This is a genomic window from Corynebacterium lactis RW2-5 (assembly GCF_001274895.1).
Classification (GTDB): Bacteria; Actinomycetota; Actinomycetes; order Mycobacteriales; family Mycobacteriaceae; genus Corynebacterium; species Corynebacterium lactis.
On record NZ_CP006841.1, the window covers coordinates 516523 to 539856 of the forward strand.

The following is a 23334-nucleotide window of genomic DNA, read 5'->3' on the forward strand; positions in this document are numbered from 1 at the left end:
GGAGTGGTCGAGAAACAATGGCACGTCTTTTCGGAACTGACGGCGTCCGTGGACTGGCGAATAAGACGCTGACCGCGCCCCTGGCGATGAAGCTGGGCGCTGCTGCGGCGACGGTGCTGACGTCTGGCTCAAATCCCTCCGGGCGCCGGCCACTCGCTATCGTCGGGCGCGATCCCCGAGTTTCCGGCGAGATGCTGGCCGCGGCGTTGTCTGCGGGTATGGCCTCGCAGGGCGTTGACGTGCTCCGCGTCGGGGTACTGCCGACCCCCGCCGTCGCATTCCTTACGGATGACTACGGTGCCGACATGGGCGTTATGATTTCGGCGTCTCACAACCCGATGCCCGATAACGGAATCAAGTTTTTCGCCGCAGGCGGCACCAAGCTGGACGATGCGGTGGAGAAGGAGATTGAGCACGCTCTCCACAACCTGCAGGAGACCGGTCCGACCGGCACCGGCGTGGGGCGCGTTATTGAGGAGGCTCCGGACGGCCTCGACCGCTACCTCTTCCACCTCTCCCGCGCAGTTGGCGCCAAGCTGGATGGCATTCGTGTGGTCGTGGACTGCGCCAACGGCGCCGCATCGCAAGCCGCGCCCATGGCCTATGCGGCCGCGGGCGCTGACGTTGTCGCGATTCACAACAAGCCAAACTCTTACAACATCAACGATGGCTGCGGCTCTACCCACATCGATGTGCTCCGGGCTGCTGTGGTGGAGCACGGCGCGGACTTGGGGCTTGCTCACGACGGCGACGCCGACCGCTGCCTCGCGGTGGATTCCGAGGGCAACCTTATCGACGGTGACCAGATTATGGCTATCCTGGCGGTGTCGATGAAGGATGAGGGCCTGCTACACCACAACACGCTGGTGGCCACAGTAATGAGCAACCTTGGCCTGAAGTTGGCTATGCAGCGCAACGGCATCACGCTGCGCACGACAAAGGTCGGCGACCGCTACGTCCTGGCGGACCTTAATGCCGGCGGTTATTCGCTGGGCGGCGAGCAGTCGGGGCACGTGGTGATTCCGGATCACGCGACCACCGGAGACGGCACGCTGACCGGCCTGTACCTGATGTCCCGGATGGCCCAGACCGGCAAGTCCCTGGCCGAGCTGGCCAGCGTGATGAAGGTGCTGCCGCAGACGCTGATCAACGTACCGGTATCCAATAAGGCGGTCATCATGGACTCGCCGGAGGTCAAGGCTGCGATTGCCCGTGCGGAGGAGAAGCTGGGGGAGACTGGCCGCGTTCTGCTGCGCCCGTCCGGCACCGAGGAGCTCTTCCGAGTGATGGTCGAGGCTGCTGACGCTGAGTCCGCTCGCAAGATTGCGGGCGAGTTAGCTGCCGTGGTGGCATCCGTCTAAAGTCAATAGTTGTGGCTATGAACAACTCCCTAGAGAACATCCAGGCGCGTTTTGCCCCAGGCGAGGCCGATATTCAGGTCGAGGTCGTCGACACTGAGGGCCGGGTACTGGGTACGGTAGGCAAGCTTGAAGCTCATGTTCCCCCGGGAATCCTTCACCGTGCTTTCTCTCTCTTTCTCTTCGACCACGACGGCCGCATGCTCCTGCAGCGCCGCGCGAAGGCGAAGTACCATTCGCCGCTTCTGCTGACGAATGCCACCTGCTCCCACCCGCTTCCGGGAGAGCCCGTCGCCGATGCCGTCGAAAGGCGGGCGAAAGAGGAGCTGGGTGCGGATGTGTCCGACTTGGAGGAGATAGGCATCGTCACATACCGCGTTGACGACGATCGCACAGGCCTGTCGGAGCACGAGTACAACCACGTCTACGCAGGGTATGTAGACACCGACAGCATTGACTTAAACCCTGACGAGGTCGACGAGATCGTCTACGTAACACCTGCCGAACTCGCCACTCGCCGCGCGAATGAGCCGATGACCCAGTGGTTCAATCACGTGTGGGGTGTGGGCGCTGAGAAGTTTTCTAAGTTCGGCTTCGATATCGAAGGCATCGCCGGGATTCATGGCCCGGAGGAAGCCGTTGCAGCGGCCCGTTCTGTCCAGACGGACGAAAGGTAGTTTTTAAAACCGTGACCAGCGTAGATGATACGGAGGATATGGCTACCGGGGAGTTTTACGCACTCGCAAATGAGCAGGGCGCGGCCTTCGGAGAAGCCCATGCCAAGTCCATTCTGATGGGCGAGCACTCGGTGGTGTATGGCCAGCCTGCCATCGCTCTGCCGGTGACTTCCCTGCGCACGATGGCGTGGATCGACCGGGTCGAGGATTCACCGGTCCTATTTTCCATGGACGGCGAGGTCATTAGCATCGATGAGCTGCCAAATCGGTTTGCCTCGATTGCGGCGGCCACGCGTGCTGCTCTCCGCAAGTTCGGCCTGCCTGAGCAGGATTTGCTGATTCGCCTACGCTCGGGAATTCCGCCGGCCGCCGGACTCGGAGGTTCCGCCGCGGTGGCTCACGCGGTCATCGACGCTGTCCGCGACCTAGCTGATGGCGCCCTGACCGAGGCCGAGCGTTTCGAGCTAGTGCAGGAGGCCGAGCGCGTTGCTCACGGCAACCCGTCCGGGCTCGACGCCACGGCCACCCGCGCGGCCGGTCCCGTGTACTTCCAGCGTGGGAAGTTCCATCCGCTGCGGGTCGGCAAGAAGATGTGGCTGGTCATCGGAGATACTGGCGTGCGCGGTTCCACGTCCATCGCCGTGGCGCGTGTGCGAGGATTCGTCGATTCCCACCGAGTCCGCGGGCAGCAGCTGCTCGACGATTTGGGTGATCTTACCGACGCCGCTGTACGGCACCTGGCCAAGGGCGATATCACGCGCCTTGGGCAACGTATGAATGCTGCGCAGTCCGCCCTCGATGAGCTGGGTGTCGGGCATGAGACCATCAGCGATTTGGTGACCGCGGCTCGCCTAGCGGGAGCCTCGGGCGCGAAGTTGACCGGCGCCGGCTGCGGTGGTTGTGTCATCGCTCTTGCCGATTCCGTCGATCACGCCGATCTCATCGCGCACGCGATGATGGGCGCGAATGCAGTTGCTACCTGGACCGTGGAGGTTAATCCGTCGTGAGTGTTAGTGCTACCGCCGTTGCGCATCCGAACATTGCCCTGATCAAGTATTGGGGCAAGCGGGACGAGGCTATGCAGCTGCCCGCCACTGGCAGCCTGTCCCTGACACTGGGAATCGCTCCGACGACTACCACCGTCACTCTTTCCGACGACCCCAAGGTCGCCGCCGACCTCGGCACGCTCAACGGGGAGGAGATGCGCGGCAAGGACCTGGCCCGAGTCCAGAAGTTCTTGGACCTCGTTCGCGAGCGCGCAGGCAGCCAGGCCTACGCTCAGGTCGACAGCGTCAACGAGATTCCGACGGGCGCGGGGCTGGCCTCCTCGGCATCCGGTTTCGCCGCGTTGACCTTGGCTGCGGCGAAGGCCTTCGGTTTGGATTATTCGAAGGCCGAGTTGTCGGCGCTGGCGCGGAGGGGATCCGGCTCGGCGAGCCGCTCCATCTTCGGTGGCCTCGTGGAGTGGCTGCCGGGGCACGACGACGCCTCCAGCCACGCGGTGGAGCTGGACAACCCCGGGCTGGAATTGAGCCTTGTTGTTGCGGTGCTCTCGCCCGGTCGCAAGAAGATTGACAGTCGCGCCGCTATGCGCCAGACGGTGGCGACATCCCCGTTCTTCTCTGCGTGGGTAGAGCAGGTACCCCGCGACATTGAGGAGATGAAGGCCGCTATTGCCGCAGCCGATTTCACGGCGGTGGGATCGCTGGCGGAGGCCAACGCGATGCGAATGCACGCGACAATGCTGGGGGCGCTGCCACCGGTGCGCTACTGGAACTCCGACTCGGTCGCCGCGCTGGATCTTGTTGCTAGCCTGCGCGAGGAGGGCACAGAATGCTACGCGACGATGGATGCGGGCCCGAATGTAAAAGTGATCTGCCGCAGCGGTGACGCCGAGGCGATTGCTTGTCGTTTCCGTTCGGAGTTCGACGGCATCGATGTGCTGGTCTCTGGCTCGGGGCCGGGCGCGTACCTGATGTAAAGGAAGCGAAGTGACCAGTATCGGCCGCGGGTGCGGCAAGCTGTATCTGACCGGAGAGTTCGCGGTTATGTCCACATTGGGTGCAGCTGTAATCGCAGGCGTAAACCGCTACGTATCCGCAACGGCCACGCTGGTCTCCACGGATTCGGATGAGACAACCGGCATCGTGCACTCGGCGTACTACGACGAGCAGGGCAGGCGTCTGTCCGGCGGAGTCCTGGAGGGAGAGCAGGACATAGTCGCGCACGCGATTTCGCTGGTCTATCGCCTTGGCGTCCAGCGTGGGGCCCGGTGGGCCCGGTACGCCGTGGATATCGACATCGTTTCGGGGCTAGACGATAAGGCGAGTGGCCAGAAGTTCGGGCTCGGCTCCTCCGGCGCTGTTGCTGTTGCGGTTGTACGAGCTGTAGCCAGCGAGATTGGTCTTGCTCTGAGCGACCTCGAGGTGTTCAAGTTAGCTTTCTTGGCCACGATTGCATCGGGCGCGGCCGGCTCGGGCGGTGATATCGCCTGCTCGAGTCACGGGGGAGTGGTGTTCTACCGACGCCCCGAGCCTGATGCTCTGGTCGAGTTATCGGCTCTGGCCGCCACCGACCCTGCCGGTGCGCTAGCGAGAAAGTGGCCGAACCTGCAGATTGAGTCCAGGGCGGACTTATCCGAGCTCTCCCTGCTGGTCGGGTGGACTGGAACCCCGGTGAAGACCGATTCGCAGCTGGCCAAAGCGGGGCCGGTGGACGAGGTTCGCACCGCTGACGGTGGGCGATTTGTGACCGCGGTGGCGTCGTTAAGTGAGAAGCTCTGGCGCGGCCTGGCCGAGCACGACCGGGTGGCATGCATGGAGGCGCTGTGGGAAAACCGCAGGCTGCTGCAGGACTACGAGAGTCAGCGGGGCGTGTGCATTGAGACGGATCGCCTCGAGCGGCTGGCTGATATCGCGAATGCGCACGGTGCGGCGGGCAAGAGTAGCGGCTCGGGCGGGGGAGACTGCGGAATCGCGGTGCTGCCGTCAGGTGGCGACGCCCAGACGATTCTTCGTCAATGGGCCTCGGCGGGGATTAGGCCACTCGACCTCGAACTGGCCGTAGACTTTAAGACGCAAGTTTTTAACAAGCAGAACAGCAGAATTACAAGAAAGGGCCTCTAGACACCATGGCTCACGATGTGGAATACGCTCAGGTACCGCTCAGTTGGATTGGCCCGGTGCGCATCAGCGGCAACGTCATGAACGATGAGGTCAAGATTCCTCTGGCGACCTACGAGACTCCGCTGTGGCCGTCGTGTGGCCGTGGTGCGAAGGTCTCCCGCATGATTGAAGGCGGCATCACCTGCACCTTCGTCAGTGAAAAGATGACTCGTTCGGTGATTTTCACGCTTGATTCAGCGGCCGATGCGGTAATTGCGCGCGATAACATCATCGCCCGGACCGACGAGCTGAAGAAGGTTGTGGAGTCCTCCTCGCGGTTTGCGAAGCTGGTCGACATCCACTTCCAGATTGCCTCGCGACTGCTGTTCGTCCGCTTCGATTTCTTCTCCGGTGACGCTTCCGGCCACAATATGGCGACCCTGGCATCCGAGCGCCTGATGGCCTACCTGATGGAACAGATGCCGGAGCTGGGCTACGGCTCCATCTCGGGCAACTACTGCACAGACAAGAAGACCTCCGCAGTCAACGGCATCCTGGGGCGTGGCAAGTGCATGATTGCCGAGGCCGTCATCCCCGAGCCGGTCGTCCGCGAGCGCCTGCGCACCACCGCCAAGCGCCTGGCGGAGCTCAACGAGCGCAAGAATCTCGTCGGCTCGATCATGGCGGGCTCCCTGCGCAGCGGAAACGCTCACTACGCCAACATGCTGCTGGGCTTCTACCTGGCCACTGGGCAAGACGCCGCCAATATCGTGGAAGGCTCGCAGGGGCTCACCCAGGTCGAGGCGCTTGACGACGGTTCGGTGCGGTTCACCTGTACCCTTCCGCACCTCATCGTGGGATCGGTGGGTAACGGCAAAGGGCTCGACTTTGTCGAGAAGAACCTCACTGCACTGGGATGCAAGGAAGATCGCGAGCCCGGAGAAAATGCGCGTCGACTGGCCGCCTGTTGTGCGGCGATTGTATGGTGCGGCGAGCTGTCCTTGTTGGCTGCGCAGACGAACCCGGGTGAGCTGATGGAGGCGCACGTCGCCATCGAACGCGCGAGCAAGAGCGAGTGAGACCGAATAAGAGCTAAGCCAAATCTCAGGTCCTCGCGCTAGTTTCTAGCTAGGTTCTAGTTAAGTTCTAGCTAGGTTTAGAGACAAACGTACTTTGTCTCGGACATCTCCCATATTGGCTCGGTAAAGAGTCCCGTAACGGCAGTGAAAGCACGGTTTTAATGACAACTAATAACGTGACCTCGGTCGGAATCGACGACATCGCATTCGCGACCGGTTCCTACCGCATCGACTTGGCTGATATCGCACCCAGGCTTGGAGCGGATCCGGCGAAGTACCACAAGGGTCTCGGGCAGGAGCGCTCCAGCGTCGTCGCCTCGGATGAAGATCCGGTGACCATGGCGGCCGCAGCGGTGAAGAAGATTGTTGATCGTTCCGGGGTCGAGGGAGTGCGTACCATCATGTTCGCCACCGAGACCGGGATCGACCAGTCGAAGGCGGCAGCAGTCTACGTCCACGAGCTGGTTGGGCTTTCGCCCCAGACTCGGTCTGTCGAACTGAAGCAGGCCTGCTACTCGGGTACTGCTGCGCTCCAGTTCGCCTGCGCGCTGGTTGCTCGCAACCCGGAGGAAAAGGTCATCGTGGTCGCGTCCGATATCGCGCGCTATGATTTGGATTCCGCGGCCGAGCCGACCCAGGGCGCCGGTGCCGTCGCCATGCTGGTGACCGCGAACCCGCGCGTGCTGGCTATTGACGCGGCTAACGGCGTTTTTACTCGCGAGGTCATGGATTTCTGGCGGCCGAATCACCGTAGCCAAGCTTTGGTGGAGGGCAAGCTGTCCATCAGCGCTTATATCGATGCCGTTCAGGGGGCATACGAGGACTACCGCGCCCATGGCGGTGTTGACTTCAGCGAAATCGATTACTTCAGCTACCACCAGCCGTTCACCAAGATGGCGTACAAGGCGCACCGCCAGCTCAGCGCTAACAACGGTGTCGCGCTGACTCCGGATCTGGAGGCCGAGCAGCTTGGCCCGACGACGGTCTACAACCGCATCATCGGTAACTCCTACACGGCGTCGGCCTACTTCGGTCTTCTCGGCCTGCTGGATACCGAGAAGGGCCTGGCCGGCAAGAAGGTCGCCATCGCCTCCTACGGCTCGGGCTCGGTGGCTGAATTCCTGACCGGCACGGTTGTCGAAGGCTACGAGTCGCAGCTGCGCGCGGAGGACAACGCCGCGGAGCTCGACGCTCGTATCCAACTCGACGATCCGACCTACTACAAGCTGGCCCAGGTCAAGCACACCGATCCGGGCGAATACTCGAACGTCGGCGAAGGGGCCATGCTCGGTACCGGCCCGTTTAGCTGGACCGGAGTCGAGGGGCACAAGCGCATTTACCGCGCCCGTTAGCGTATCCCGGGTGCACCCGGGCATTGCCCTGCTCTGACGGAAATGGAACCGAATCCCCTTTCCTCGCGCCTAAGAATAGTGACAACTATTTCGCGGGGGAAGGGGATTTCGTGTCCGCAGATAAGGCAAATGGGTCGAGTGTAGGGGCAAACGGGAAAGACATTGCCCCAGTGGGTTTTTCTTGCGATGCGGTTGAGGCCGTCGTACGTCAGATTACGCAGGCGTCTGATCAAGGGGTCGCCGCGTGGGCGGCCGTGCCTGATATTCACCCGGAGGATTGTGGTCAGGGGTTTGCGCTTGTAGGTGGGCGCCTAAATCGCGCGGTGGCGAAGCTGCGTGAGCATGGGACGGCCATGTACGAGGGGCTTGGGGCACACGGCCCCGCCATCGGCAAGCAGTGGAGCAACTTCGCTGATGTCGAGCAGGATTCGCAGGGGAGTCTGCAGTGCATCGGGGTGAATTCCTGATGGGTTGGATTACAAGAGTCGGCCCGTTGCTGATGCAAATCCTGGGCAGGGCTGATCGGATAGGCCACCGTCACGGCATGGGGAAGGTCGGTTCTCGGGCAGGGGAGGTCGTCGACAAGGCCAATCGCGCTAATGGTTGGAAGCGTTCGGCACTTTCGGTTTTTGCGGACATTGTTGGACTTATCGTTGGCATGACCTCGTTAGCCAGGACTTTCAACTTCGAGGGCATGTCCGGTGCGGGGGCCGACGGCGCAAAGCAGTGCTGTGATTCGGCTGCCAGCGAGTGCCAGAGGCAGGATGAAAGTGGTGCAGACTGCGGAGCTAGCAATGCTGAGTGCGCCAAGCAGATTGAGCAGATGCTTGAGCACTGTGAGCAGCAGTTCGAGCAGATGGCAAAACTAATGGAAGTTCTACTAGAAAAGCTAGAGCCGCTTGCCGACGACCCCGAAGTCGGCCCCCAAGCCGCTGGAATAGCGAACTCGGTGGGCAACGGGCTAGTGGATTCCGGCGCACAACTGTATCAAGCCCGCAACGACTGCATGGAAGCATGCTTGGCTCAAGCGTGTACTGACACCGAATCCGCGATTGTGTCGGAGCCACCGGTTCCGCCGGCGCCCGTGGAGTCTTCTCCGGTAGTAATTCCGGTGGTGGTTCCGGCGGGAGCCACGGTAGGGGCCACTGTGGGGACTCAAGCTCCAGCGGCCGAATGCGCACCAACCTTGTTGCGGGAAGCCTGCGGTGATGCTGCTGGCGGCCTCTTGACAGGCGGCGCGACAGCACCTGCAATGGCAGGAACCATTACCGGCTCGGTGGAGGCAGGAATTACAGGATCTCTAAAGCTTGGAGCCTCTGCAGCACTGGCTACAGAAGCATTTGTCGGTGCTTTTACAGATTCTCTCTTGGATTTTGAGATGCCTTGCCCTGAGCCTGAGCCGGAGCCTTGCCCTGAGCCTGAGCCGGAGCCTTGCCCTGAGCCTGAGCCAGAACCGGTGCCCGAGCCCTGCCCCGAGCCTGAGCCAGAGCCTTGCCCCGAGCCTGAGCCAGAACCCGCGCCTGAACCCGCGCCTCCTGCGGAGAAGCTAGAGCATATGGGGGCTACACAGGGGCAAGCGCCAGTGGAACCGGCTGAGGCTGCTGTAGAAGAAAAGTCCCGATTCAACGATGCCGCTGAAACACCGAACACTATCAACGCTCCAGCCGCGGGGGAGTGGTAGCAGGTGATGAATACGTTTGAAAACTCTGGCAAACATCGTCAGAAGTATGATGCCATTACGCGTGACTATTACGCGAGCGCTTCGAAAATCAAGGAAAACTACGAGGCTCAGATAGACCGCGCGCTAGAAGAACTACGACGATTGAAGGAGCGTCGGCAAGCGGGGCAGAAAGCGGGGGAAGCTTGCGCCAAAACTGCGGAGCAGGAGGTAGCGGGCCGAAAAACTGTGCCGAAGAATATCTTCGCGGGCCGAGGGAGAAAGAGAAAGGCCCCGCGGTCGACGGTGAAATCGATTGTGCGGGGCGCCTAGGCTAACGGCCGAGTAGCGGGCGATCGGGATTTTCGGGGAGTTGCTGGGTGAGCCACTCCTCATCGCGGTTGGTGAGGCCCTTGATGTTGGTGTCCGGGTCGGCGAAGGCAGCGTACTTCTTGTCTGCTCCGATTGTCGCCAGTAGGAATCCGGTAAGTGCGGCGCGAGCAGTTTCTTGATGCTTGACGTTAGACTTGGAGAACCCCGCGAGACGGCGAAGAAGATTCGTCTCAGAGAATCCGGCCTGGGTGGCGTTATCGACCTCGCGGTAGACGCAATCGCCCTTCCAACTGAGAGCTAGTCGGAACGGGTTTCCTCGATCGAGCCACTGATCTTCACCTGGAGCGAGTATCAGGCCCGGGGCGGAAACATTAGTAGCCGCTGCAGTGGAGGAAGGGGAAGTAGTCGCGGGGAATACGCAGCCGACCGCGCCGATATCCTCGTGGCCTGCAGCTGCGAGTACAGCAACGCCGGCACCCATTCCGTGTCCAGCCAAGCCCAGCTTCTTGGGATGGACTACGACCTTACCTTCGCCGAGGCGGACACCTGCGAGAATCTGCAGGGAGGTCTCTAGGTCATTGGCTAGCCCGCGGTGATCAGCGAAAACGCCGTTTTCAGTATCGGGTGCTGCGACGGCAATACCCCACGTGGCGAGATGGCGAAGTGTGGCGTGATATTCCTTAATCGGCGTACGCCAGTCGTGGGCGAAGGCGATGCCGGGGATTCCGTTACCTTCGGCGGGCGTATAAACCTTTCCGGGCAACCCGGTGAAGGCGAGATCGCCTACCATCACGCGGTGAGGACCGCGCTTCGCGAGATTGGATGTCAGAGTCTTCAAATTTTCAGCCACGAGGCTTAGCTTATCTATAACCTCAAGCAGTTTGCTTGAGAAACAGGTTGGATGGGGTCTTTTTGCTGCTATTTAGGTAGCAATCCAGGGGTCGATAGCTCTTTACTCTGGCCGTGACCTTTACGATAGTGACGTTTCTTGACATGGCGGGTTATTCTGTTTGTCATGTGTGGAATCGTTGGATACGTGGGACACCAGGGTGCTCTTGATATCGCCGTCGATGCGTTGCGGAGGATGGAATATCGAGGCTATGACTCCGCAGGTGTTGCTATTGCCGATGGCCAGGGCCATATTGCTGTCGAGAAGAAGGCCGGTAAACTCGCCAATCTCGAAGCGGCGCTAGAAGAAACAGGCCGAGACAAATTCTCCGGCACCACAGCAATCGGCCACACCCGATGGGCTACGCATGGTCGCCCGGTCGACGAGAATGCCCACCCGCATGTTTCTTATGACGGCAAAGTCGCCATTGTTCACAACGGCATTATTGAGAACTTCGCCCCGCTTCGGAAGGAACTCGAGGAAGCCGGAATTGAGCTGAAGTCGGAAACTGACTCCGAGGTTGCAACGCACCTTCTCGCGCGTGCGATGGACGGGTCTGACGGCAATGGCACAGCCGGGGACTTTGAAGCCTCCGCACTTGCCGTTTTGAACCGCCTTGAGGGCGCCTTCACGCTGCTGTTCAGCCATGCGGATCACCCGGACAAGGTCATTGCTGCGCGTCGATCCACTCCTCTCATCGTCGGTGTTGGAGAGGGGGAGATGTTTCTCGGCTCCGACGTGGCTGCGTTTATTGCCTACACCCGCAATGCCGTGGAGTTGGGGCAGGATAACGTTGTAGTTATCACTGCAGATAGCTACAAGATTCTCGACTTCGACGGCAACGAGCAGGAGGGGCGTCCCTTCACTATTGACTGGGACCTGGCTGCGGCAGAAAAGGGCGGCTACGACTCCTTCATGATGAAGGAGATCCACGAGCAGGCCGCCGCTGTTCGCGATACCCTCGCTGGTCACCTGGTCGACGGTCGCATTGTGCTGGATGAGTCCCGGATGAATGACCAGGACCTGCGCGATATTGAGAAGGTATTCGTCGTAGCTTGTGGTACCGCATATCACTCGGGTCTGCTGGCTAAATACGCCATTGAGCACTGGGTACGCATCCCCGTCGAAATCGAGGTTGCGTCTGAGTTCCGCTACCGTGATCCAGTGCTGGATCGTCAGACGCTTGTAGTTGCTATTTCACAGTCCGGTGAGACTGCTGACACCCTCGAGGCTGTGCGTCACGCGAAGTCCCAGGGTGCTCGGGTCCTTGCTGTCTGTAATACCAATGGCGCGCAGATTCCGCGAGAGTCTGATGCCGTCCTGTACACTCACGCTGGCCCGGAGATTGGTGTCGCAGCGACAAAATCGTTCCTGGCGCAGGTCGCAGCAAACTACCTCGTTGGCTTGGCTCTTGCCCAGGCTCGTGGCACGAAGTATCCAGATGAAGTGACTCGAGAGTTCGACGAGCTAGAGTCCATCCCGGCCCTTATCGACAAGGTTGTCGAAAAGGGTGATGAGTTCATCTCGATGGCGAAGGAGATTGGCGCCATCCCGACGATGCTGTTCCTGGGGCGCCATGTTGGTTTCCCAGTCGCATTGGAAGGTGCGTTGAAGCTCAAGGAGCTGGCATACATCCACGCAGAAGGCTTCCCTGCAGGTGAGCTGAAGCACGGCCCCATCGCGCTGATTGAAGACGATCTGCCAGTCGTCGTCGTGGTTCCTTCCCCGAAGGGGCGTGCGGTACTGCACTCCAAGATTGTGTCGAACATTCAGGAGATTCGTGCGCGAGGTGCCAAGACAATCGTCATCGCCGAGGAAGGCGACGAGGCTGTTATCCCGTACGCCAATTACCTAATCGAGATTCCGGAGACCTCGACTCTGCTGCAGCCGCTTCTGTCGACCATTCCGATGCAGTTCCTGGCAGCGGAGATTGCTCGCCAGTGCGGCAATGAGGATATTGACAAGCCGCGTAACCTTGCTAAGTCAGTCACCGTCGAGTAGGTCATTGAAGTACTGATTGATTTCCCTATCGAGTTCCTCATCCGTGAGGGACTCGATTCTCTTTTCATCCTCCTCGGTTAGTTCGTAGTGCTCGTCCACTGGTTCACAGAATGACAACAGCCAGTCCATGTGGCGCTTGTGGATAGTCTCCATCTTCCGCGTCGCCCGCTTATCGAAGGTCTGCTTGCCGACGTTCTTGAGCGGCCCACTCGGGACACTGGTAGCGATGTCGCCTTCGCGTGAGGTCCATATCTCCGTGCCGTCCTCGAACCTGTCGATATTCCAACCCTCATGTGTTTTGAGGTTATGGTGGCGTCTGCACAGGCAGTGGAGATTTTGGCTGCTAGTCGGGCCGCCATCTTTGGGCGATTCGTGGTTATAAGGCTGGATATGGTCCAGGTCGCACTTGTGGGCAGGGACATCGCATCCGGGGAAGCGGCAGGTGCCGTCTCTGCCTCGCACTCTTGCGACCTGGCTTTCGGAGGGGCGATATCCGGTGACCGTGCTGTCGGAGGAGAGGCGAATATGAGTCGCGCGCTGAATCCACTCCTCGGTCGCGACCTCACTTAACCACCCCGCGCCGTCAACCCACGCGGGACCACCAGCGGCATCGCGGTAGACGTTGATGACGATTTCCGCGTTGGTGGAACTCTGCGCAAGTTTTAATAGAGCGTCTGCCTGCGTGCAGTCGTTTCCTTGGCTTATCTCTTGATTTCTAACACCCTGAATCGCCGCCATGAGCTCGGTAGCCCGGTCGCGTTCGAGGACAGCCGTGACAAACGAGTGGGTGCCGTCGCCTGCGTCGCTGACAGTTACTCCTTCCCCTTTGTGAACGCGCTGAGTGCCGTCGTTTCGGGCTCGGTCGTCATACTCTGCGACAAGATCACCAATCAGCCGAGCGAGGCGACGTACGCCAATAACTGCTTGGCGTGGTCGGACTGGAGTTAATAGCTCTACAAGGTGTGGCTCGACAGCGGCTAGTTGGTGCGGGGCGAGTCCAGCGACGCCGGTCGAAATGGCACGCAAATGAGAAAGCGAAAAGGACAAGGTTGTTTCTATGACCTCCCTTAGCTTGGGAAGCGCCTCGAGCAGAAGCCCAATATCGCACAGTGCCAGGCACTGACCTCGGCCTAAACCTGTGCGTACAGACAGCCGTGCGGCATGATTGTTGACATCAGTTTCCGGATCCGGCACGCAAGCGTCAATTAATTCCAAGTCCGCGCGATTACGGGCGCGAGCAAGCTCGCTGACCGGATCTGAGCTGCATTGGTTAGCCCAGTAAGGATCGCCTCTGAGCTGGTCGAATTTTCTCTTGCGATGTGACTTGTAAGTCGGGTCCATGATTCCCTCCCCATATTCCCCGAAAACCCCTTGGAAGATGCAGCTGTAGTGGCGTGAAATGCTTTTCGCCTATTGCTGCCAAATTGCTTCCCTTACACCATTAATCGTACACACTTTCGAAGGTAAGTCAATGCCTTTTGGAAAACCTTTACTGCTCATTTTGGGGCGATGTAAGGTGCGTAGGGTCTAGGAAGCGAGGGGCTTTCGTTAGTGTCGATTTCGCAGGTGAACGCGCATCCTGCCGCGGGGAAGGGCGCCCACAAAGGGCAGTACTCGGGGAGAGCGTGAGCGCGCGGCGCGAGGCCTGGCGCCCTGCGCTCGCCAAACGTCGCCCGCACCTGACTCGCCCGCTTGGTCCATCTCCTCGAGGTAATCGGCCACGGTCGCAATAGCGTTGGGAGAGAAGAGGATTGCAAGGTGGTCGGACCAATCTCCGGCTGCATCCGCATTGTTGACATTGCGAATATCGTGCCCCTCGAAAAGCGGTAAAAACTCGCCGTGCCACGGGGTCACCACCGTGTCGAAAGGGGTGCCCACATTCAGATAGTGCGGGCCGCGGCGTGTTAGTCCCCGCTCAGCCTTATTTACGCCGGTGATGTATACCGAATTAAGGCTCTGCTGCACCCCGGCCCGGCCGAAGACAGAATCGAGCGCGCGTCGCACGGGCAGGCCTCGCCGGTCCAGGGGCTTCAGCACTCGATAGGCAAGGCCTCCCGAGGTCCCGTGGTGGTTGCCCGCCAGCGAAACCACCGCTCGAACCGGGCTGTTGATCGCCGCGAACTCCTCCGCCTCATCTGGGGTGAGGCCGCGGGAGAGGGCGTCGTCGTAAAGCGAATCGATGTGGGCATTGGCGTAGATGCGGCAGTGGAGCGCGCCCTGGGAGTGCCCGACAAGATCGATGCGGCGGGCTCCAATGTGCGCACGGAAGGCGTCGAGGAGACTGCTGACCTCGTTAAATGCGTCGGCAAGGTCGGTGGAACCGTAGACTCCGGGTGCCTTGGTCACGAGGGCGTTAGGGTCGGCGCCGTAATCGAGGCAATAGACGGTGCGGCCCTCGGCGAGTTTAGGCGCGAGCATTGTGAAGGTGTTGAAGGAGTTCATCCAGGTGCCGTGGATCAGGACGACAGGGACCTCATCTTCAGGGGTGTCGAAGGGATCGCCTTCCAGTACCTCCCGAACGTCGCGCGCCCCGGTGGGGATCCACTCGGGATGGCGCAGAGAACGCGCGTAGGCCACCGGAAAGAGTGAGATTAAAGGGCCCTGGGCGCGTCTTCCAGTGAGGTAGTTATTCATAGAGCCCAATCGTAGGCTTGGGGTATGACCTACTGCTATACAGTCGCCGAAATTCGTGACGCGGAGCGGCCCTACCTGGACGCGCAGACGCGTGACGACGAGCTGATGCTCCACGCCGCGGCCGCCGTCGCCGAGGTAGCCGAGGGAATGGGCACGCGCGGGAGGGTTCTGCTGCTCGTCGGCTCGGGCGGAAACGGGGGAGATGCCCTTTACGCCGGGCGCGACTTGCTGGCCGCCGGGCGTGCGGTCGACGCCGTGTTATTGGGTAAAAATCCACACGAGCGGGCGCTGGAGGCCTTCCGGGACGCGGGCGGGCAGGTAATCCAGCTCCCACTGGAAAACTCGATTGGGAAACGCTACGGCCTGGCGATCGATGGAATCGTCGGTTTAGGTGGGCGCGGGCCCCTGCGAGTGTCGGCCGCGGGAATCGTGGAGGAGATCGAAGCGGCGCGGGTGCCAATACTCGCAGTCGATGTGCCGAGCGGAGTCGAAGCGGACACTGGACGCGCGGCCGAAAAGCATGTGCATGCAGCGAAGACCGTTACCTTCGGAGGGCTTCGCTACGCCCACGCCATGGCGGAGGCATGTGGAGACGTCATTTTGCGAGATATTCGCCTGGACCGGGTGAGCCCGGAGCTTCCCGGACTTGGGGAAACTCTCCTTGCGAACGCTCTAGCGAGCGGGGCGCGGCAGGTAGCGCTCCGGCACGCGCTCGAGGACGGTTTGATTCGTGATCGAAGCAGCCTTGTCCTCGAGCCCGGTTCGGCGGACCACAAGTACTCGACGGGTGTTACCGGGATTGCCGCAGGCAGCAGTCGGTATCCAGGGGCCGGAGTGCTGTGTGCGACCGCGGCAGTGCGCGCGACCAGCCCCGCGGTGATCTACCGAGGGGACGCCGAGGCCTGCGCCCGCGTCACGACGGCCCTGCCCACCGTCATCGCCCGCGCGGATACGGAGCCGGTATCTGAGATTCGGGTAGACGCCTGGGTTGTGGGACCAGGGCGGGGAACCGGCGAAGACGCGGCGCGCGAGCTTGGCGAAATTCTCGGGAGCGAAAAGCCCGTCGTCGTCGACGCCGATGCCCTAACAGTCCTGGCCCGGGAGGAGTCGTTGCGACAGCGCGTTCGCGACAGGGGCACTGCAGGGTTGCGCACCATCATGACCCCGCACGCAGGCGAGTACGAGCGACTCATGGGCAGGCCTGTTGCCGCTCCTATCGATGACGCTCGGGCTCTGGCCAGCGATCTTAACTGCGAGGTGCTGCTGAAGGGCAGGCGCACGGTTATCGCCGCGCCGGGAGAGTCTGGGGTTGATGTAGTCGTGGTGGACGCGGGCAGTTCCTGGGCCGCCACGCCCGGCTCCGGCGATGTGCTGTCGGGTCTGGTCGGGGCGTGGGTTGCCCGTGGCGCGGAGCTCTACGTCCCCGCCGTGATTCACTCCCGCTCGGCCTATCTCGCTGCGAGGACCGAGTTCGGCCCCGCCCCGTGTGATGCGGCTGCGATTGCCGAATCCATTCGCCCCGCCACCGCATGGCTGTCCCAATCCGACAACCAATCCGAAGGTCAATCCGGGACGGGTGGCACAATATCGCTATGACTTCTTCGCAGTCTCCGCAGCCTACCGTGCAGCCGCTCCTAACCCAGACAGTCAACCTCGATGCGGTCGCGCATAACGTCGCCACGATTAAGCAGATTAGCGGCGTCGACGAGTTCATGGCCGTGGTCAAGGCGGACGGCTATTCGCAGGGCGCGACGCAGGTCGCCCGCGCTGCGATTGGCGGCGGGGCTACGCAGCTGGGTGTCGCCACACTGGAGGAGGCTCTTTCGCTGTGCGCAGCTCTGTCCGACCCGCTTGCCGACGCCCCCGCGGTTCCAATCCTCGCCTGGATTTGGGATGCGGCGGCGGTCGACCTGGTCAGGCAGGCCGTGGAACAGGAGATTGAGCTGGGCATCCCGTCGGTCGCTCACGCTCACGCGGTTGCGCAGGCTGGCGCGGTCCTGGGGCGTAGGCCGCGCGTAACGGTCATGGTGGACACGGGGCTCGGGCGCTCCGGAATTTCTATGGCCAATGGAGACTTCGACGTTGCCGTAGGCGAGGTGGCCCAGCTGCATGCTGAGGAGAAGCTGCTGGTCACCGGTCTGTTTACCCACTTCGCTTGCGCGGACGAGCCGCAGCATCCGAGCGTCGATAGGCAGGCGGAGAATTTCCGAGCCGCGATTGCGGCGCTGCGCGAGGCGGGCGTTGAGGGCCTAGTTAATCACGCGGCGAACTCTCCGGCGGCGCTGGAGCGGCCCGACCTGGCGTTCGACATGGTGCGGCCGGGACTGGCCATCTACGGCGGAGAGCCCGTCGCGGGTGCGCGCCACGGCCTGCGCCCGGTAATGCGCTGGGAGGCCGCGGTTGTGCTGGTCAAGAAGCTGCCGAAGGGAGAGTCGGTCTCCTACGGGCTGACTTGGACCGCGGATCGAGACACGACTGTCGCCGTCGTCCCCTGTGGTTATGCCGACGGCATGATGCGTTCGGCGTCGGGGCGCTTCGAGGTCAGCATCGACGGCAAGCGATACCCGCAGGTCGGGCGCGTGTGTATGGATCAGTTCGTGGTGGACCTCGGCCCGGATTCCGATGTGCGCACCGGCGACATTGCGGTCATAGTCGGTGACCCGGAGCTGGGTGAGCCTGGCCTGGATGAACTCGCGAATGCGTCCGGGACGATCAACTACGAGATTCTGACGGCCCCGAAGGGTCGCACGCAGCGCCATTGGGTGCACTCGCGTGTCGTGCCGACGGCAGAGGACATGCGCTACCTCGGCGAGGAAATCGGCCGCACCCTGCGCGGAGGGGACCTGGTGATCATGGACGGGCCACTCGGTGCGGGCAAGACCACCATGACTCAGGGCATCGCCCGCGGCATGAACGTCCGGGGTCGTGTGACCTCGCCGACCTTCACCATCGCCCGCGAGCACCGGCCGCTGGACGATGGCGCGCCGCTCATCCACGTCGACGCCTACCGCCTGTTCGGGGAGGAGGGCCCGGATTCGGACGGTGCCGCCGAGCCGAGTGCCATCAGCGCATTCGACGCCCTGGACTCCCTGGACCTGGATACCGAGCTGGAGGACAGCGTTGTTGTCGCGGAATGGGGCACGGGCCTGGCCGAGCAGCTGGCGGAGAACTACCTGCGCATTACCATCGACCGCTCGCGTGCTGACGACACCCGCGTGGTCACGTGGGCCTGGTCGCGTGGGTAAGGTACAGGGCATGAACATTCTCGCCGTAGACACCTCGACTCCGCAGGTCACCGCTGGTATCGTCCGAGTGGCGCCCGGTGGGGAAGTCGAGACCCTGGCCGCGCAGCTCCACCTCGATGCCCGCGCGCACAACGAGGTTCTGGTGCCGCTGATTCAGCAGGCGCTTGCCGACGCCACCCTGGCCCCGGCCGACCTCGATGCGGTGGTAGTCGGCTGCGGACCGGGACCGTTTACGGGGTTGCGCGTTGGTATGGCGACCGCGGCCTCTTTCGCGGATGCCCTGGGCGTTGCCTGCCACGGAATCTGCAGCTTGGACGCCCTTGCTGCAGGTGTGAGCGAGGAACTGGTCGTCACCGACGCCCGGCGCCGGGAGGTTTACTTCGCCGCCTACCGCGACGGCGAGCGCGTTTTCGGCCCTGCGGTAGCCAAGCCCGCTGATGTCCTGGGACTAATCCAGCAGGAGCTGCCGGGCTTCGAGCCGGCGACCGTTCGCGGCAGCCTCGACCATGCAGAGCTGGTCGCGCCGGGCAAGGGGACCCAGGCGCTGCCGCAACCGGAGAACATGGCGCGCGTTGCCGGTTTCGTCGACGGCACGCAGGAGGCGCAGCCTGGCCCGCTGGTGCCGCTGTACTTGCGCCGCCCGGACGCCGCCATCCCGAAGTCGATGCGCTAAGAGGAGCATTCGTCATGGATCTTGTGCGACTGGGGCCGTCGGCAGCAGCCGCGTGCGCGGACATCGAGGCCGAGCTTTTCGCTGGGGATGACCCCTGGTCACAGGGGGCGTTCGTGGCGGAGCTGTCGGCGCCGAATAACTTTTACGTGGGCGTCGTAAAGCGGGAGGGGGAGCTGTGCGGCTATGGCGGCATCACGAAGTTGGGGTCTGCGGGGGCGGCGGAGTACGAGATTCACACGATTGGTGTGGCGAGTAAGTGGCAGGGGCGAGGGCTCGGCGCGCAGCTGATGGACGCGCTGATGGCCGCGGCGGGCGAGGACCCGGGGCCTGTGTTCTTGGAGGTGCGCACGGATAACGCCCCGGCGATTGCGCTGTATGAGAAGTACGGCTTCGAGCGGATGGGACTGCGCAAGAACTACTACCCGGCCTCCGGGGCCGACGCGTACACTATGTGTCGGCCTGCCAGCGCCTGTAACGATTCCGCATAGTTCGCAGGCGGATCGTTGACGCGCCATGTATCCCCGGAGTAGACCGGAGCCCGTGGCTAAAACCTATGCAGAACAACTCGTAGAAACCCTCCAGCGACAGGGCGTAAAGCGCATCTTCGGCCTGGTGGGAGATAGCTTGAATCCCATCGTCGACGCAGTGCGGCAGTCGGACATCGAGTGGGTTCACGTCCGCAACGAGGAGGCTGCGGCGTTCGCCGCGGGGGCCGAATCGCTGGTCACAGGTGAGCTTGCCGTCTGCGCCGCCTCGTGTGGCCCCGGCAATACGCACCTGATTCAGGGGCTGTACGACTCACACCGAAACGGCGCGAAGGTGCTGGCGCTGGCATCGCATATCCCATCGCGGCAGATCGGCTCGCGCTACTTCCAGGAGACGCACCCGGAGGCGCTCTTCGCCGAGTGCTCCGGCTACTGCGAGATGGTCAACTCGGCTGAGCAGGGCGGTGTCATCCTTCATCACGCGATCCAGTCGACGATGAGCGGCCACGGCGTCTCCGTGCTGGTCCTCCCCGGCGACATCACTACCCACGAGGTGGAAAACGACAACTACGTCACCTCCACCGTCAGCCGCGGTCGCCCGGTTTTGTTCCCGGACGCGGGCGAGGCCGCCGCGCTTGCCGACGCCATTAACGCCGCAAAGACCGTCACACTCTTCTGTGGTGCTGGCGTGAAGAATGCCCGCGAGCAGGTTCTGGCGCTCGCCGAGAAGATTAAGGCCCCGGTGGGGCATGCGCTCGGCGGGAAGATGTACATCCAGTACGACAATCCCTTCGACGTCGGAATGTCGGGCCTGCTGGGCTACGGTGCCTGTCACGACGCGTCCAACGACGCGGACCTGCTGATCTTGCTCGGCACCGACTTCCCCTACAACGACTTCCTCCCGAACGACAACGTCGCGCAGGTCGATATCGACGGCCGTGCGATTGGTCGCCGAACGACGGTGAAATACCCGGTCGTCGGCGATGTCGCGGCGACAATCGAGACGATTCTGCCGCACGTCGAAGAAAAGACGAATCGGAAGTTCCTAGACAACCAGCTGCGCAACCACGAGCGGCTGCTCAGCCAGGTCATCGAGGCGTACACCCACGGCGTGGAGAATATGACGCCAATCCACCCGGAGTACGTTGCCGACCTGATCGACCGTTACGCGGACCAGAACGCCGTGTTCACCGTCGACACCGGCATGTGCAACGTGTGGGCCGCCCGCTACGTCACGCCGAACGGCAAGCGCGAGCAGATGGGTTCCTTCCGGCACGGCACGATGGCCAATGCGCTCCCGCAGGCAATCGGCGCCCAGGCCGCGGACCGAAACCGCCAGGTCATTTCCTTCAACGGCGATGGTGGCCTGTCCATGCTGCTGGGCGAGCTGATTACCGTCAAACAGCACGACCTGCCCGTGAAGATGTTCGTGTTTAACAACTCCTCGCTCGGCATGGTGAAGCTGGAGATGCTCGTCCAGGGCTTGCCGGAGCACGAGACCGACCACGACCACGTCGACTACGCAGAGATCGCGAAAGCGGTCGGGATCAAGCACTTCCGTATCGAGGACCCGGAGGATGCCCCGCGCATTATTCAGGAGGCGCTGGCCTACAACGGTCCTGTCCTGGTCGACATGGTCACCGACCCGAACGCCCTATCTATCCCGGCAAACATCACTTGGGAGATGCTGATGGGTTTCTCGCGGGCGGCAACCCGCACCGTCTTCGGCGGAGGCGTCGGCCAGATGATCGACATGGCACGGTCGAACCTGCGTAACGTGCCGCGGCCGTAGCCGGGGGTAGGCGCCTCGAGATGCGGGGCCCGGTTGGTTGGGGTACCTGTAATGCCCATGACCAAAGGATTTCTCGTCAACCCGGACCTGACGCATCGCGTCATTGAATTCGAGCTGGACTCCGCCGCGGCCTTCCTCGGCGGGGTGTCCACCGACCGGGTCTCCGTTGCCTTCCAGGAGGACGGCTCACAATACGCCGCGCTTTTTAACGCCAATGCCAAGGCGGAGGGGGCGGAGCCGAACCCGGTTGCCTCCCTCGGCCGCAATGAGGCCGCCACCGGCAACTCGGCCTTCTTCTCGGACCCAACTACCGCCATCTGTGGCCCCGTGCTGTTCGTCGACGCGCAAGGCGAAGACATCACCGACGCGGAGATTGACAAGGTCAAGCATGGCATGCGCGCCGTGCGCCACTACCGCGATGACTACCCGGAGGAGTTCGCCCTGTGGCGTGGTGCCGTGATGAATCTGGGGCGCCTGGAGATTTAAACCGCATTGCATCTGGCCTAGTAACATCACGGTTATGACCGAGATGACCCTCCTGGCGATTGAAAGCTCCTGCGATGAGACCGGTGCCGCAGTCATGCGCATGCGGTTTGCGGACGACGGTTCGAAAACCCTCCCGCAGGTAGAGGTGCTCTCCAACGTGGTCGCCTCCTCCATGGAGCAGCACGCCCGTTTCGGTGGCGTCGTTCCGGAGATTGCCTCGCGCGCGCACCTCGAGGCGCTGCAGCCCGTGGTGCGCCAGGCCCGCGAGGAGGCAGCCGAGAAGCTCGGTGTTGACACCTTCATTCCGGATGGTGTCGCAGCCACCGTCGGTCCAGGCCTGGCCGGGGCGCTGCTCGTCGGCTCCGCAGGTGCCAAGGCCTACGCCGCCGCATGGGGTGTTCCCTTCTACGGCATCAATCACCTGGGCGGCCACGTGGCAGTGGGAGCCCTCGACGGTGCCGACCTGTCCAATGCTGTCGCGCTGCTGGTCTCCGGTGGGCACACCCAGCTTCTTCGGGTTCGCGGGGTGGGGCAGCCCATGGAAGAGCTCGGCTCTACGCTTGACGACGCCGCGGGGGAGGCCTACGACAAGGTCTCTCGCCTGCTCGGCCTTGGATACCCCGGCGGCCCAGTCATTGATCGCCTGGCGAAGCAGGGCGACCGCAAAGCCATTGCCTTCCCGCGCGCGATGATGCGCCAGCAAGACGCACGCTACGACTTCTCCTTCTCTGGCCTGAAAACCGCCGTCGCCCGATATGTCGAGGCCGCCGAGAAGGAGGGCCACGAGTACTCGGTAGAAGACGTCTGCGCTTCCTTCCAGGAGGCCGTCTGCGACGTGCTAACCAAGAAGGCCATTCGGGCCGCACAGGATGTCGGCGCCGACACATTACTACTCGGCGGCGGCGTGGCCGCGAACTCTCGGCTGCGCGAACTAGCGGCGGCCCGGGCAACGTCGGCGGGCATCACACTACACGTCCCGCCCATGAAACTATGCACCGACAACGGAGTGATGATTGGTGCCGCCGCCGCCTACCTCATTGCCGATGGCGCACAGCCTTCCGGGTACGCGTGCCCCACTGATCCATCCATGCCGGTCGAGGAGCCGATTCTTTCTTGCATTCATTCTTGTTGAGTGTTAGCACTTGCGCGGGTAGAGTGCTAACGAAGGTTGTTTGACACACAGTTGTTCACCCGCGACGACGGCTGTGCACGGCAGACCAACCGGCACAAAGAACATCGAAATACCGCATGTATGGAGGATTTCATCGTGGCGAACGTCAACATCAAGCCGCTCGAGGACCGCGTCCTCGTCAAGATCAACGAAGCAGAGACCACCACCGCATCCGGCCTGGTCATCCCGGACTCCGCTAAGGAGAAGCCGCAGGAGGCCACCGTTATCGCTGTTGGTCCGGGCCGCTGGGCGGATGACGACGACCGCATTCCTATGGACGTCAAGGAGGGTGACGTTGTCATCTTCTCCAAGTACGGCGGAACCGAGCTGAAGTACGCGGGCGAGGAGTACCTGCTCCTGTCCCAGCGCGACATCCTGGCTGTCATCGAGAACTAAGA

The 23334-nt window shown here is 62.2% G+C and carries 22 protein-coding genes; 19 read left to right on the plus strand and 3 right to left on the minus strand.

What is annotated here, in order from left to right; all coding sequences use genetic code 11:
• Window positions 1-17: 17 nt before the first annotated feature.
• From glmM to CLAC_RS02220, 10 genes are all read left to right on the plus strand, one after another.
• Entirely contained in the window at window positions 18-1361 is a 1344-nt protein-coding gene (gene glmM, locus CLAC_RS02175; RefSeq protein ID WP_053411503.1) for a phosphoglucosamine mutase, read from the plus strand.
• A gap of 17 nt (window positions 1362-1378) precedes the next feature.
• The gene (gene idi, locus CLAC_RS02180) at window positions 1379-2035 is read left to right on the plus strand and encodes an isopentenyl-diphosphate Delta-isomerase (protein ID WP_053411504.1); all 657 of its coding nucleotides are present in this window, start codon (window positions 1379-1381) and stop codon (window positions 2033-2035) included.
• A gap of 11 nt (window positions 2036-2046) precedes the next feature.
• Complete coding sequence (gene mvk, locus CLAC_RS02185) at window positions 2047-3042, plus strand: mevalonate kinase (protein WP_053411505.1); 996 nt, start codon at window positions 2047-2049, stop codon at window positions 3040-3042.
• On the plus strand, window positions 3039-4016 hold the full coding sequence (gene mvaD / locus CLAC_RS02190; RefSeq protein ID WP_053411506.1) for a diphosphomevalonate decarboxylase: 978 nt from the start codon (window positions 3039-3041) through the stop codon (window positions 4014-4016). The genes mvk and mvaD overlap by 4 nt, the downstream gene beginning before the upstream one ends.
• Before the next feature lie 10 nt (window positions 4017-4026).
• Window positions 4027-5160 carry a phosphomevalonate kinase gene (locus tag CLAC_RS02195; RefSeq protein WP_245621939.1) on the plus strand — a complete coding sequence of 378 codons (1134 nt, stop codon included), beginning with the start codon at window positions 4027-4029 and terminating at the stop codon, window positions 5158-5160.
• Window positions 5161-5165: 5 nt separating this feature from the next.
• Entirely contained in the window at window positions 5166-6218 is a 1053-nt protein-coding gene (locus CLAC_RS02200) for a hydroxymethylglutaryl-CoA reductase (RefSeq protein ID WP_053411507.1), read from the plus strand.
• 161 nt (window positions 6219-6379) lie between these two features.
• Complete coding sequence (locus CLAC_RS02205) at window positions 6380-7570, plus strand: hydroxymethylglutaryl-CoA synthase (RefSeq protein ID WP_053411508.1); 1191 nt, start codon at window positions 6380-6382, stop codon at window positions 7568-7570.
• 170 nt (window positions 7571-7740) lie between these two features.
• Window positions 7741-8037, plus strand: coding sequence for a hypothetical protein (locus tag CLAC_RS02210; RefSeq protein ID WP_245621940.1), 297 nt, complete (start codon window positions 7741-7743; stop codon window positions 8035-8037).
• Window positions 8016-9251 (plus strand): hypothetical protein, encoded by a 1236-nt coding sequence (locus tag CLAC_RS12785; protein ID WP_169750314.1) that lies wholly within the window; start codon window positions 8016-8018, stop codon window positions 9249-9251. The genes CLAC_RS02210 and CLAC_RS12785 overlap by 22 nt, the downstream gene beginning before the upstream one ends.
• Window positions 9252-9254: 3 nt before the next feature.
• Entirely contained in the window at window positions 9255-9560 is a 306-nt protein-coding gene (locus CLAC_RS02220; protein WP_156324745.1) for a hypothetical protein, read from the plus strand.
• A 1-nt stretch (window position 9561) separates the two neighbouring features.
• On the opposite strand, the gene CLAC_RS02225 is transcribed toward CLAC_RS02220, so the two are convergent.
• Window positions 9562-10410, minus strand: coding sequence for a dienelactone hydrolase family protein (locus CLAC_RS02225; protein ID WP_053411510.1), 849 nt, complete (start codon window positions 10408-10410; stop codon window positions 9562-9564).
• A gap of 165 nt (window positions 10411-10575) precedes the next feature.
• Here CLAC_RS02225 and glmS point away from each other — a divergent pair, with 165 nt between their 5' ends.
• Window positions 10576-12450 carry a glutamine--fructose-6-phosphate transaminase (isomerizing) gene (gene glmS / locus CLAC_RS02230; RefSeq protein ID WP_053411511.1) on the plus strand — a complete coding sequence of 625 codons (1875 nt, stop codon included), beginning with the start codon at window positions 10576-10578 and terminating at the stop codon, window positions 12448-12450.
• Here glmS and CLAC_RS02235 read toward each other — a convergent pair.
• Window positions 12433-13791: an HNH endonuclease signature motif containing protein gene (locus CLAC_RS02235; protein WP_053411512.1), complete on the minus strand. Its 1359-nt coding sequence runs from the start codon at window positions 13789-13791 to the stop codon at window positions 12433-12435. The genes glmS and CLAC_RS02235 overlap by 18 nt on opposite strands.
• Before the next feature lie 207 nt (window positions 13792-13998).
• Window positions 13999-15084 (minus strand): esterase/lipase family protein, encoded by a 1086-nt coding sequence (locus CLAC_RS02240; protein ID WP_082313031.1) that lies wholly within the window; start codon window positions 15082-15084, stop codon window positions 13999-14001.
• Between the two features lie 24 nt (window positions 15085-15108).
• On the opposite strand from CLAC_RS02240, the gene CLAC_RS02245 reads away from it, so the two are divergent.
• The 8 genes from CLAC_RS02245 to groES all read left to right on the plus strand — a co-directional run bounded on the left by CLAC_RS02245 (window position 15109) and on the right by groES (window position 23332).
• The gene (locus CLAC_RS02245; protein WP_053411514.1) at window positions 15109-16680 is read left to right on the plus strand and encodes an NAD(P)H-hydrate epimerase; all 1572 of its coding nucleotides are present in this window, start codon (window positions 15109-15111) and stop codon (window positions 16678-16680) included.
• On the plus strand, window positions 16677-18329 hold the full coding sequence (gene alr, locus CLAC_RS02250) for an alanine racemase (protein WP_053411515.1): 1653 nt from the start codon (window positions 16677-16679) through the stop codon (window positions 18327-18329). The genes CLAC_RS02245 and alr overlap by 4 nt, the downstream gene beginning before the upstream one ends.
• A 10-nt stretch (window positions 18330-18339) precedes the next feature.
• Window positions 18340-19002: a tRNA (adenosine(37)-N6)-threonylcarbamoyltransferase complex dimerization subunit type 1 TsaB gene (gene tsaB, locus CLAC_RS02255; RefSeq protein ID WP_053411516.1), complete on the plus strand. Its 663-nt coding sequence runs from the start codon at window positions 18340-18342 to the stop codon at window positions 19000-19002.
• 14 nt (window positions 19003-19016) lie between these two features.
• The gene (rimI, locus tag CLAC_RS02260) at window positions 19017-19490 is read left to right on the plus strand and encodes a ribosomal protein S18-alanine N-acetyltransferase (protein ID WP_053411517.1); all 474 of its coding nucleotides are present in this window, start codon (window positions 19017-19019) and stop codon (window positions 19488-19490) included.
• Window positions 19491-19542: 52 nt separating this feature from the next.
• Window positions 19543-21279 carry a pyruvate dehydrogenase gene (locus CLAC_RS02265; RefSeq protein WP_053411518.1) on the plus strand — a complete coding sequence of 579 codons (1737 nt, stop codon included), beginning with the start codon at window positions 19543-19545 and terminating at the stop codon, window positions 21277-21279.
• 57 nt (window positions 21280-21336) lie between these two features.
• The gene (locus CLAC_RS02270; protein ID WP_053413206.1) at window positions 21337-21765 is read left to right on the plus strand and encodes a hypothetical protein; all 429 of its coding nucleotides are present in this window, start codon (window positions 21337-21339) and stop codon (window positions 21763-21765) included.
• A gap of 34 nt (window positions 21766-21799) precedes the next feature.
• Entirely contained in the window at window positions 21800-22897 is a 1098-nt protein-coding gene (gene tsaD / locus CLAC_RS02275; RefSeq protein WP_245621941.1) for a tRNA (adenosine(37)-N6)-threonylcarbamoyltransferase complex transferase subunit TsaD, read from the plus strand.
• 135 nt (window positions 22898-23032) lie between these two features.
• On the plus strand, window positions 23033-23332 hold the full coding sequence (gene groES / locus CLAC_RS02280; RefSeq protein ID WP_053413208.1) for a co-chaperone GroES: 300 nt from the start codon (window positions 23033-23035) through the stop codon (window positions 23330-23332).
• The last annotated feature ends 2 nt before the right edge of the window (window positions 23333-23334 follow it).

What these genes read in the sequence shown, in the direction of transcription:
- CLAC_RS02245 (WP_053411514.1), top strand. Translation starts at nt 15,109, where the DNA reads ATGACCTACTGCTATACAGTCGCCGAAATTCGTGACGCGGAGCGGCCC.
- glmM (WP_053411503.1), top strand. Translation starts at nt 18, where the DNA reads ATGGCACGTCTTTTCGGAACTGACGGCGTCCGTGGACTGGCGAATAAG.
- CLAC_RS02240 (WP_082313031.1), bottom strand. Translation starts at nt 15,084, where the DNA reads ATGAATAACTACCTCACTGGAAGACGCGCCCAGGGCCCTTTAATCTCA.
- idi (WP_053411504.1), top strand. Translation starts at nt 1,379, where the DNA reads ATGAACAACTCCCTAGAGAACATCCAGGCGCGTTTTGCCCCAGGCGAG.
- alr (WP_053411515.1), top strand. Translation starts at nt 16,677, where the DNA reads ATGACTTCTTCGCAGTCTCCGCAGCCTACCGTGCAGCCGCTCCTAACC.
- rimI (WP_053411517.1), top strand. Translation starts at nt 19,017, where the DNA reads ATGGATCTTGTGCGACTGGGGCCGTCGGCAGCAGCCGCGTGCGCGGAC.
- tsaD (WP_245621941.1), top strand. Translation starts at nt 21,800, where the DNA reads ATGACCGAGATGACCCTCCTGGCGATTGAAAGCTCCTGCGATGAGACC.
- CLAC_RS02235 (WP_053411512.1), bottom strand. Translation starts at nt 13,791, where the DNA reads ATGGACCCGACTTACAAGTCACATCGCAAGAGAAAATTCGACCAGCTC.
- glmS (WP_053411511.1), top strand. Translation starts at nt 10,576, where the DNA reads ATGTGTGGAATCGTTGGATACGTGGGACACCAGGGTGCTCTTGATATC.
- CLAC_RS02270 (WP_053413206.1), top strand. Translation starts at nt 21,337, where the DNA reads ATGACCAAAGGATTTCTCGTCAACCCGGACCTGACGCATCGCGTCATT.
- CLAC_RS02200 (WP_053411507.1), top strand. Translation starts at nt 5,166, where the DNA reads ATGGCTCACGATGTGGAATACGCTCAGGTACCGCTCAGTTGGATTGGC.
- CLAC_RS02205 (WP_053411508.1), top strand. Translation starts at nt 6,380, where the DNA reads ATGACAACTAATAACGTGACCTCGGTCGGAATCGACGACATCGCATTC.
- tsaB (WP_053411516.1), top strand. Translation starts at nt 18,340, where the DNA reads ATGAACATTCTCGCCGTAGACACCTCGACTCCGCAGGTCACCGCTGGT.